Genomic DNA, 12,031 nt, shown 5'->3' on the forward strand with positions numbered 1-12,031 from the left:
GTTAACGAATCCGTCATCGTATTCCGAAGTCGGGACATTTTGTGTCCCGATCCCACCCTGCACCCTGAAAACCGCATCAGGCGAGTACCCGTGTTTATCTAAAGAAAAGTCTTTCCGGCGCCGATAACCATCAATGTCATATCAGACTTCCGCTGTCGCAGCCATACGACGCCGGAGCCGCTAACCGGGATCCAGATGAGCCAGGTCGATAAGCGCGGACTTGTAGTACTGAGCGGGAACAGACTCGAGACGCTTTGGTCACTTGTTGCAGAACAACTCGCCAGCGCACCGCTGGCGCCCCTCGAACGGGAGATATTCCTCGTCCCAAGCAACGGCATCGCCGACTGGCTTCGCCTTCAGATGGCGACCGCCGACGGCATCTGCGCGGCAACCTCGATCGAACTGCCAGGCCGTTACCTTTGGCGCGCCTATGCGCAGGTTCTCGGCGACGTCGGCGTGCCCGAAGTCTCGCCGCTGGACAAGGACCCGCTTGCATGGCGGCTGATGCGTCTACTCACGACGGTATGCGGGGCGGCTAGCGCGTCGTCCGCCACGTCACCGGACGACAACGGCGTCGGCGTCGGCGTCGACTCTTACGCGCCATTGCACGCGTTCCTGCAAAACGGCGAACCGCGGCGCCGGCTGCAACTGGCAAGTCGTCTCGCCGATCTGTACGACCAGTACCAGGTTTATCGCGGCGACTGGCTCGCGGCATGGGCGGCCGGCAACGACGTGTTGATCGACGCCAATGATCAGCCTGGGCCGCTCAACGGCGATCAGGTATGGCAAGCCGCACTGTGGCGCGCCATCCTCGCCGATATCGGGACGGCCGACCCTGCCGCCAACCCGGCGGCCGCCGCGGCCAGTGGGCGAGCCGATGTGCACCGGCGCTTTGTCGATGCGTTGAAACACGGCACTGTCCGTGGCTTGCCGCGCCGTATCGTGCTGTTCGGCGCATCGTCCCTACCCGAGCAGACGCTGCAGGCGCTCGAAGCATTGAGCTCGCAGTGCCTCGTGATCATCGCCGTACCGAATCCGTGCCAATACTACTGGGGCGATCTGATCGAAGGCCGCGACCTGCTGCGCTCCCGCAATCGCGGTCAGCGTAAGTTGCGCAATGGCGTCGACCTCGCGGAGTTTCCACTGGAATCGCTGTACATGCACGGCAATCCGCTGCTCGCCGCATGGGGCCGTCAGGGGCGCGACTTCCTGAGTCTGCTCGACACTTTCGAAGAAAGGCATCCGCAGCTGCGCCGCGCCGAAGTTTTCGACGATAGCGAGCCGGCCGAGTGGCCAGCGCCGCTGCTCGACCAGGTGCAGGCTGCCATCCGCGACATGGAGCCGCTGCCTGAGGGCGAGCCGCTTGACGTGAATCACGACGACCGCTCGATCGTCTTCCATATCGCACACAGCGCCGAACGCGAGATCGAGATTCTGCACGACCAGTTGCTGGCCCTGTTCCAGCGCCATGCCGCCGGCGGTGAAAGCACGTTCGCACCGCGTGACGTTGTGGTGATGATGCCGGACATCGAGCCCTTCGCGCCGGCTATCCAGGCGATCTTTGGCCAATTCGGCCACAACGACCCACGCTACATTCCGTTCCAGCTGGCAGACCAGCGGGCGCGCGCCCACGATCCTTTGCCGCGCGCGCTGGAATGGCTGCTGTCGTTGCCAACGCGGCGTTGCCGCCTGAGCGAAATCCGCGACCTGCTCGACGTGCCGGCAGTGGCGCGCCGCTTTGGCTTCGACGAGCCGGATCTGGCGCGGCTCTCGCGCTGGATGGAAGGCGCCGGGATCCGCTGGGGGCTCGACGCGGAGCATCGCGATGCCTTGCAACTGAGCGAATGCGGTGAACTCAACACATGGTCGTTCGGCTTGAACCGGATGTTGCTCGGCTACGCAAACGGCGCCGATGCCATGTTCGACGACATCGAACCCTACGCCGACGTGGCCGGCCTCGATGCTGCGCTAGTCGGCCAACTGGCCGAGCTGATCGAAGCGCTGCGCGACTGGCGCAGGCGACTGAGCAGCGACTACACACCGGACGCATGGTCGGGACACGCACGCGAACTGCTCTCGACCTTCTTCGACGAGCGCGACGAGCCAAGCCGCTTCACACTTGCCTCGATGCGGACCGCGCTCGCGCGTTGGGTGCAATTGTGCGCGGACGCCGGTTTCGAAGACGCCGTGCCGGCCGAGTTGTTGCGCGAGGCCTGGCTCGACGAACTCGACGCGCCGCGCGACATGCGCGGCTTCCAGTACGGCGGCGTCACCTTCTGCACACTGATGCCGATGCGGGCAATCCCGTTCAAGGTGGTCTGCCTGATCGGTATGAACGACGGCGACTATCCGCGCCGCGCGAGCCACCCCGACTTCGATCTGCTGGCGCTCGCCGCACAGCGCCGCCCAGGCGACCGTGCGCGCCGCGACGACGACCGCTACCTGATGCTGGAAGCGCTGCTTGCCGCCCGACACACGCTGTACATAAGCTGGACCGGCCGTAGCGTGCGCGATAACACGGAGCAGCCGCCGTCCACGCTGGTATCGCAGTTACGCGACTATCTCGAGGCGGGCTGGGGCCGCGCTTCGGTCGAGCGGCTGACGACCGAACACCCGCTGCAGCCGTTCAGCCGCCGCTACTTCGAAGGCGGCGCACTGGCGACGTACGCACGCGAGTGGCGCGCCGTCTACGCGAACCCGCCGGCCGCCGCCGCTGGACCGCAATCCCTTCAGTTGTCCGGCGAGGCGCTGCAGGCACTTACGCTCAAAATGCTCGAGGCGTTCCTCAGAAATCCGGTCAAACAATTCTTCCGCGATCGTCTGAACGTGACGTTCGAAGAGCGCCTGCGCAGCGCCGAGGACGACGAACCCTTCGATCTCGACGGCCTCCAGCAGTATGCGTTGCGCGATACGCTGCTCGATTCGTTGCGTGAAAACGATGCACTCCCCGCCGGCGACCGCGACCTCCAGTTGCGAACGGCTGCGGCACGGCTTTCCCAAACCGGCCGCTTGCCGATTGGTGGCTTCGGCGAGCGTTTGCAAGACAGTCTGGCCGAAGAACTTCTGCCGCTCATCCAGCACTGGGACGCGCATCAAAAGAAGACCCGCCCCGCGCAGGTGAGCAAACTGCCGCTGCGCTACGCCAACCAGCAGTCCACAGCGCAGCCGGAAGCCGAGGGCGAGCACGTTGCACTAGTCGATTGGGTCGACGGACTGCGCGAAGAACCAGACGGCACATTGCAATGGGTGCGCGTGCGGCCCAGCCAGCTTTCGGCCAAACGGCGTGGCAAGCCTCCCGTCGCGATGAAGGACAAACTGCTCTTCGAGTACCTGCTGCAAGTTGCGGCGGCCGCGTGCGGACTGTCGTGCACCGGCGTGGTAATCGGCCTCGACGCCGCGCTGATCTGGCCGCCGATCGACCCCGAGCGAGCGCGCCAGCAATTGTCGACGCTCCTTGCAACGTATAGCGCCGGCGTGCGCTCGCCGCTACCGTTCGCATTTGCCACGGCTCTCGCTTTCGCGTCGGCGCCGGCGCCGGACCAGCTGGAGGACGCCGAGCAGAAGTACATCGGCTCGGAGCAATTTGCCGGTGACGGCAAGGAGCCGTGCATCGCCCGTGCGTTTCCCGATTTCGATGCCCTGCTGGCGCATCGCACGCCGGACGGGCTCGGCTTCGAAGACTTCGCGCTCACGCTTTTCAAACCGATGAGCGACGAACTGGATGCGCTGACCGTGCTGCGATACGACCAGGAATCCGAAGCAAACGCAGACGAATCCGCGGCTATCGCACCGCAAGCCACAAAGACGAACCGCTCGTCACGCAAAAAAGCTGCCGAAAATGTCTCTTGATCCTCTGTGCTTTCCCCTGCACGGCAGCCGCCTGATCGAAGCGAGCGCTGGAACCGGCAAGACCTGGACGATTGCCGCGCTGTACGTGCGCCTCGTGCTGGGTCACGGCGGCGAGAACGCATTTAGCGCGCCGCTCGCGCCGTCGGAAATTCTCGTCATGACGTTCACGCGCAGTGCCACGCGCGAGCTGTCCGACCGCATTCGCGCCCGCCTGATCGAAGCCGCCGCGTGCCTGCGCGCGCCGGCCGCCAGCGGCGATCCGTTCCTCACGGGACTCTGGCACAGCTATGCCGATCCGCAGCTGCGCAGCGGCGCTGCTCACCGTTTATCGCTGGCCGCGAGCGCGATGGACGACGCCGCGATCTTCACCATCGATTCATGGTGCCAGCGGATGCTTCGCGAGCATGCATTCGACAGCGGGAATCTGTTCGACGAGACGCTCGCACCCAACGACTCCGCGTTGTTCGACGACGCTGTGCGCGACTACTGGCGGCAGCATGTCTATCCGCTCCAAGGCGCCGACTTCGACGCATTCAGCGCCTGTTTCGACTCGGTGACGCAGTTGGCGAAACACATCAAACAGATGATGGCCATCGATCGCCAATGGCCCAGGCCCGCCGCGACGCTCTCCGCCGCGTTCGCAGCGGCGCTGGCCGCTCGCATAGCGTTGAAATCCGGCTGGGTGCAACGCTTCCAGGCGCTTGAGGCGTGGCTTCTGGAGCAGGTTCAGGCCGGCCCGACGCAGACCCTGAGCCGTGCGAAGGTGCGCGAGGACTGGATCGAGAGCTGGATGCTGGCACTGAGCGCCTGGGCGTCGAATCCCGCGGCGGAAACCACTACGGTGACGGACAGTGCATGGAAGCGGCTCTGCCCGGACGGCATCAAGGCAGCGCAATACCAGGACCGTCCGGTGCCCCAGCATCCGCATATCGACGCGTTGCCGAAACTCCGTGAAGACTGCAACGCCTTGACGCCGCTCACCGAAGTGATCCTCGAGCACGCCACCGCAGTCGTGCGTGAACGCCTGCGCACACTGAAACAGCAGGCCGCGAACTTCGGCTTCGCTGACATGCTCGAACGACTCGACACCGCGCTGCAGGGCGAAAACGCCGCAAGGCTGCGCAAACGAATCGTCGATCAGTATCCATTCGCGCTCATCGATGAGTTTCAGGACACCGCACCGGTCCAGTACCGGATCTTCGACCACCTCTACAAGATCGATGCGAACGCCCCGGAAACGGGCGTCGTGCTGATCGGCGATCCCAAGCAGTCGATCTATGGCTTTCGTGGCGCGGATATCCATAGCTATCTGCTGGCGCGCAAAGCAACCCTTGGCCGTCACTATGACCTCGATACGAACTTTCGCTCGACGGTGGCCGTCGTCGACGCGCTCAATCATGTCTTCGGCCATGCCGAAGGACTGAACGGCACGCCGGCCTTCCCCCGCGCGGCGTTCCTGTTTCGCACGCCGCAGGGCAACCCGGTGCCGTTCGTGAAAGTCGGTGCGAAGGGCCGCGACCGGACCTTCGTCACGCAGGCCGGCCTCCATGCGCCGCTAACCGTTTGGTACACCGATGAACCGCTAGCCACTAAAGCATATCGCTCGCACTATGCCGAAACGTGTGCACAACAGATCGCCGAGTTGCTCAACGATGCCAACGCAGGGTTCGCCGCCGATGGCGTGCTGAAGGAACGCCTGCGACCCGCGGATATCGCGGTGCTGGTGCAAAGCGGCAAGCAGGCCACGGCGGTGCGCGACGCGCTGCGTCGCCGGCAGGTCGCCAGTGTCTATCTGTCCGAACGCGACTCGGTGTTGCGCAGCCAGGAAGCGCTCGACGTCTGGCGCTGGCTCAAAGCGGTCGCAAACCCGCTCGACGGCCATGCGGCGCGCGCCGCCTGGGCCGCGCCGAGTTTGGGCGAATCGCTGGAAACGCTGGCAGAACTGGCGACCGACGACTACGCATGGGACCAACGCGTCGACAAGCTGCGCGTACTGAATGCCACATGGGCGCGCCAGGGCGTGCTCGCAATGCTGCGCCGGACACTGCACGATCTGGATCTGCCGGCGCGCCTGCTCGCTCACGGCCACAGCGATGGCGAACGCGTGATGACCAACCTGCTGCATATCGGCGACCTGCTGCAGGCCGCGGCGCAGGAAGTCGTCGGTCAGCACGCGCTGGTACGCTGGCTGTCCAGCCAGATCGACGACGCCGCGGAGGCGCTCGACGCGCCGGACCATCAAAAGGTCCGGCTCGAAAGCGATGCCGATCTCGTCAAGATCGTGACGATCCACAAGTCGAAAGGGCTGGAGTATCCGCTTGTGTTCGTGCCCTTCGCATCGTCGTGCCGGATAGTGGACAGGAAAGGCAAAGCATTCTTCTCGTGGGCCGACGAAGACGGCTCGCGCCGTTTCGACTATCGCCTCGAGACCGAGGCGCTCGAACGCGCCGACGAGCAGCGCCGTCAGGAAGACGTGCGCTTGCTCTACGTCGCCTTGACGCGGGCACGCTTTGCCGTCTGGCTCGGCGCCGCCAACGTAACGCAGAGAACGACGGAGCTGCTGCCGAAAACGGCGCTCGGCTATCTGTTGAATGCAGGGGAGCCGAATGAGTCCACCGCACTCTCCGCCAGGCTGAAGAGCGTGTTGAACGGCGCGGGGATCGACTGTGTCGCCATTCCGGCGCAGCCGGATTGCACGCCGCTTTCGCGAGCCGAGACCCGCAGTGCGCTCACTGACGCGCTGCAATTCACCACGTCGCTCGATCGTGCTTGGGGCGTGTCGAGTTTTTCCGCCGTGAAGCGCACGCTGGCGCCGGTCGCGCCGGGTGAAAACCGCAGTGACGCGCGCAGGCGCCGACACGACGCGGAGTCGGCCGCGGGCGCCCCCGAGGGTCCGGTCGCCAAAGCGCCGGCGGCGCCCGCCGTGCGCTGGCCGTGGCATGACTTGCCGGCCGGCGCCGATATTGGCGACTTCATCCACGAGCAACTCGACTGGCTTTCGGCGAAGGGATTCGCGTTCGTCAATACCGATGAATTCGCCCGCCTGATCGGCGAGCGCTGCAAAAGGCACCGCTGGAGCCACCAGGCCGAAGCTGTGCTCGCATGGCTGCGCGCGATTGTTGCCGCGCCGTTCACGCTGGTAGCGGGCGCCCCGCCTTTCTCGCTCGCCTCGCTGCCGCCGCCCGCTGACGGGCCTCACACGTATTTCAGCGAGATGGAGTTCTGGATGCCGTCGCGCAACGCGTCGCTTGCACAGATCGACGCGATCTGCCGCCGCTGGATCGAGCTTGACGCGCCACGCGGCGCACTGCCGGACCACACGCTGCGCGGCATGTTCAAAGGCTACGTCGACCTCGTTTTCCAGCACGATGGACGTTACTGGCTGCTCGACTACAAGACGAGCATTGTCGAACGCACCGACAGCGCGTACACACGGGCCGCTCTCGAGAAGATCACGGCAGAGAATCGCTACGACCTGCAAGGCGTGCTGTACCTCGTCGCATTGCATCGGTTACTGCGAGCCCGGCTCGGTGAGTCTTACGATCCGACTCAACATCTGGGCGGCGCAGCGTTCTTTTATTTGCGCGGGATTGGCCCCGGCGCGCACTGCTGCGTCACCATCCCAACCGACCCCGTTCAGCTGGACGCGCTCGATCGCGCGCTGAGCCCCATCGGAGTTCCCGCATGAGCCCGACCGCCGAACTTTCAGCGGCAACGCACGGAGCGCCGCCGGCGAATCTGGATCAGGTGCTGTGCGATCTGAAAACGTGTGCCAACGCAGGCTGGCTGCGTCGGCTCGACTATGCTTTCGCCGAATTCGTGGCGCGCCGCGCGGTAGGCAATGCGCCGCTGGTCACCGTGACAGCGGCGCTGGCCGCCATGATGGAAGGACGCGGCCATACCTGCATCGAACTTGCCGCCTGGGCGGCCGAGCCATTCGATGTGCGGCTTGCATCCGCCAAGGAGGCGCCGAGCGACGAAGCCCGCGCGGCCGGCGCCGCGCTCGCGCGTCTCATTCCCGCCGACGCTCACGAGTGGGCGGCGCAGTTGCGCGCAACCGGCGTCGTGTGCGACGCGTCGGCGGCCGATCATAACGAGCCGCTCGTGCTGGCCGGCACGACCCTTTATCTGCGCCGTTTCTGGCGTCACGAAGGCGATGTGGCCACGGGCATCGCCGCGCGTGTCGCACAGACGATTCCGCTCGACAACGACGCCGTACGGATGTGGCTGCAAAAACTCTTCAAACCGGTCACGGACGCCAACCAGCCGGACTGGCAGCGCGTCGCCTGCGCCGTCGCATTGCGGCGGCACTTCACGCTCGTTACCGGCGGTCCGGGGACCGGCAAGACCTACACGGTCGCGCGGCTGCTCGCGCTGCTGTTCGCCACGGCAGCATCCGGCTCCGAACCGCGCATCGCGCTCGCCGCGCCGACCGGCAAAGCGGCCGCGCGTCTGACGGCATCGATCAGCAGTGCGCTGGAAAATCTCGACGTAGCGCTCGCAAACGGGCTGCACACGCGCGATCTCGCCAGCATGATCGGTCCGGCACAGACCCTGCACAAGTTGCTAGGCGCGCGCCCCGACACGGCACGCCTGCGCCATGACGCCGTTAATCCGCTCGATGTGGACGTGGTCGTGGTCGACGAAGCGTCGATGATTCACCTCGGCATGATGGCCGCCCTCCTGAACGCGATTCCGCCGCATGCGCGCCTGATTCTGCTGGGCGATAAGGATCAGCTGGCTTCGGTCGAAGCCGGTGCGGTCCTCGCGGACCTGTGCAACGACACCGGAGTCTCCTTATACGACGCCTCCACGCGCGACTACATTCAAGCGACCACGGGATTCCAGCTCGGCGAGCCCGGTTCGGCACGCAGCTCGGGACTCGCGCAGCAAGCTGTGATGCTGACCGAAAGCCGGCGCTTTGCCGGAGCGATCGGTCGACTGGCGAAACACATCAACAATGGCGACGTGGCCGAAGCAGAGGCCGTGTTGTCCACGCAGGACGACGCCGAAGCGCGCTGGCTCGTCACGCCAACCCCCGCGGCGATCGTGCAGCTCGCGAGCCATGGCGGTGCAAACACGGCGGGGGGATATGCTTCCTATCTCCAGGTGATCGCTGCCCGTGCCGATAACCCGGAACACGATCGCTGGGCGCTCGACGTACTCACCGCGTTTGATCGCTTCCGCGTGTTGTGCGCACTACGCGACACGGCATGGGGTGTGAGCGGCCTGAATGAAGCGATCCGGCAAAAACTGGCGCACGACCGTTTGATCAGTGCGTCCGGCGAATGGTACGAAGGGCGTCCCGTCCTCGTCACGCGTAACGACGCCGAACTGGGCGTGTCCAACGGAGACGTGGGCATTGCACTCAGAGGTCCTTCAGGCGACGCGCTGCGCGTCTATTTCGCCGACGGCACCACGCTGCGCAGCGTGCTATGCAGTCGGCTCGCGCATGTCGAGACGGCATTCGCGATGACCGTCCACAAGTCGCAAGGCTCCGAATTCGGGCATACGGCGCTCGTGCTGCCACCCGAGCAAAGCGCGGTTCTTACCCGCGAGCTGCTGTACACGGGCGTCACGCGGGCGCGCACGCAACTCACCCTCGTATCGGCAAACCGCGAAACACTCGCGTATGCAATCGCGCAGCGCACCGATCGAACCAGCGCGCTAGGACGCCGCCTGGAAGCTGCAACACTCGGTCCGAATAACCCTCTCTAGCGTATCGAGGAAGCATGGCGAGAGCATCAATAGTCCCTCCCGCCAGTAGACCTTGGCATTTCCTGAGGGCTCGAACCCGTATCGGGACAGAAAATGTCCCGATACGAAACGACAATTGACGCTCATTGCGGCAATCAAAACCGTTTGCAATCCATAAAACGCATGTCCATACGATCGAAATCGGATCGCCCGAATTTCGGAGAACGTCCTATGCCCCTGCCCGAGAGACATGTACGCATTCACCCCCGCTTCTTTGTGAATTCTGTCCGGCTTGAAGAGATCATCCATATCGATGCCGCGCTTTGTGACGACATCTTCATCGACCCGGTTCGCTCGCGGCTTCATGCCGAATTCAACGAGGTGCGCGAGGCACTGATCCTGGGCGACCAATCGCTGCGTGGCTTACGAACAGCGACGAACGTGGATGATCTCGCCGCGATTCTCGCCAGCATCGCGTGGGATTTCGAAGCAGGCTTCATGGTCAAGGCGCGTCAGCCGTATTTCATCGTCGACAGCGAAGGCGTGTTCGGTTACTCCTGGGAATTGAGCCGAACGCAATGGTTCTTTGCGCGCGCCTATGAGACGGTGCTAGAGCGCGTGTATCAATGGGCGTCAGCCAATCATGCCGAAGCTCATGCCCGCCTCGCCGGCGCGAGCGGCGCGGCGAGGTTATCGCTGCCAGGCTCGGCGTAACAGCGAGCCGCATCGGCCGGATGCAGAAGGAAGCGATCAGGCGGTTGCGGGAGGTGCTGGCGAATTACTTCCGCAGGCTGCAAGGCCGTGAGACTCGAGTCTGCGTATCCAATCGTATAAGCGCACGATACAGACGGAACACTGCAGCGACCGTTCGTAGAATGGTTTCTTTTGCGCCGTCCGTCTATTCTGATCCCATGGTAGCGCGCGGTTCGATACCGAACCAGGCCACCACCGTGTCTCCTCGCTCGCGTGTCCCCTGTCGCGAGTGTTCGCCCGCGCAGCCTCGGCTGCTGCGGGCTCTTTGTTTTCCAGCTCTGCCGGCACGTGGGCAGAAACAGTTGCAGCCGCTCACGAAATGGAAGGCAGGTCCTTCTCATCACGTCTCTGTTTGCCTTAACGGCAAAGGCATCCGATACGGTGTATTCGACCACGGCGAATCCGCACTAATGTGAAGCGTGAGCAGAGGGGTTACAGAGCAATGAGCTATCGCGTCGTACTGCGGCATTCGGTTGCACTCTCAATTACGACCTCCTTTCCATAACCAATAAACTAACTTTCTGCCATATTCAGCCTATAAGGAAAAGACGCCAGGAAGAGTACAAAAGATAGCAATCTCAAGGAGCACAGTTGCGGCATGTAAAGCCAATCGTCGACTTTTAGAAGTTTCCTGGCGAATATCACGGCTTCGAAAACAGGCATATGCGTCAGTTTGCCTCAACACCTCCCGGGCAGCGGAGGCACACCCTTAATGTGGAGCAGTGATGTACGCAGAGAGTATCGACAAGTTCGCGAAGGTGGGTGCTCACAAAGCATCGACTGTGCAGCGATCGCCGCTGGCTTTTCTGATCGGTGCGGCAATGGCGGGAGCCTATATTGGCTTCGGCGACATTCTCATGTTTTCGGTTGGCGCGCACGTCGGCCCAGCCTACGTGCACCTCGTGATGGGTGCCGTATTTGCGTGCGCCCTTACGATAGTTGTGTTTGCCGGGTCCGATCTTTTCACGGGAACGGCAATGTATATGCCGTTTGCCGTATTTAAAGGTGAGACGGGGATCGGCGGCATGTTGCTAGTGTGGGTGACATGCTGGATCGGAAATCTCATAGGCGCCATTGTTCTGGCGGCCATTATGCACGCAGCAGGCGGCGGGGTTTTATTGACTGACGGTTCAGAGGCATTCTTCAAGGCGGTGGAGGCAAAGATGTCTGCCCCAGATCTCCCTCTGTTCGCCAAGGGCCTGCTTTGCAACTGGCTGGTTTGCCTCGCGATCTGGATGGCCGCGCGTACGACGAACGACGCAGCGAAGCTCGGACTGATCTTCTGGCCTATTTTCGCATTCGTTGCAAGCGGCTTCGAGCACAGCGTCGCAAACATGTTTGCGTTTGCGCTTGCGTTGATGGCTGATCATCCCGCCTCAATTACGCTTGCAGGCGCTATCCACAATGAATTCTTCGTGACCGCGGGCAATCTGGCAGGCGGAGCAATCTTCATGGGCCTCGGCTACTGGATGCAGGAAGGCGGTATCGGCCATGCCTCTCAGGCCCGCACGCCGGCATCGGAGCGGGCTCGAACCAATTGACCCAGAAACGCGTGCTACGTCATTGATGACTGGCGCTCTCGTGGGATGCACGACTATCGCTGTCGCTGCATAACCTAAGATGGAAATCGAGGCGAGCGGCATGATCGCCGATGTCCTGTATTCCACGGAATCATCGTGCATGACATGTCGCTCCTTGTCGCCGCTCGGCGAGCCGACGGTGACGCCTCGCT

Annotated in this window: 5 protein-coding genes; all 5 read left to right on the forward strand. The window is 63.4% G+C overall.

Translation table 11 applies throughout. From position 1 onward, the window contains the following. Window positions 1–195 precede the first annotated feature (195 nt). Window positions 196–3,849, forward strand: a complete 3,654-nt coding sequence (gene recC, locus RI103_RS36370) for an exodeoxyribonuclease V subunit gamma (protein WP_310818888.1) — start codon at window positions 196–198, stop codon at window positions 3,847–3,849. Next, entirely contained in the window at window positions 3,839–7,537 is a 3,699-nt protein-coding gene (gene recB / locus RI103_RS36375; RefSeq protein ID WP_310818889.1) for an exodeoxyribonuclease V subunit beta, read from the forward strand. Before recC ends, recB begins: the two co-directional genes overlap by 11 nt. Then, a complete protein-coding gene (gene recD / locus RI103_RS36380; RefSeq protein ID WP_310818890.1) occupies window positions 7,534–9,567 on the forward strand; it encodes an exodeoxyribonuclease V subunit alpha in 2,034 nt (677 codons plus the stop codon). The genes recB and recD overlap by 4 nt, the downstream gene beginning before the upstream one ends. Before the next feature lie 93 nt (window positions 9,568–9,660). After that, a complete protein-coding gene (locus RI103_RS36385) occupies window positions 9,661–10,260 on the forward strand; it encodes a hypothetical protein (protein WP_310818891.1) in 600 nt (199 codons plus the stop codon). A 764-nt stretch (window positions 10,261–11,024) separates the two neighbouring features. Beyond that, a complete protein-coding gene (locus tag RI103_RS36390) occupies window positions 11,025–11,840 on the forward strand; it encodes a formate/nitrite transporter family protein (protein WP_310818892.1) in 816 nt (271 codons plus the stop codon). The last annotated feature ends 191 nt before the right edge of the window (window positions 11,841–12,031 follow it).

Source organism: Paraburkholderia sp. FT54, from assembly GCF_031585635.1.
In the GTDB taxonomy this organism is placed as follows: Bacteria; Pseudomonadota; Gammaproteobacteria; order Burkholderiales; family Burkholderiaceae; genus Paraburkholderia.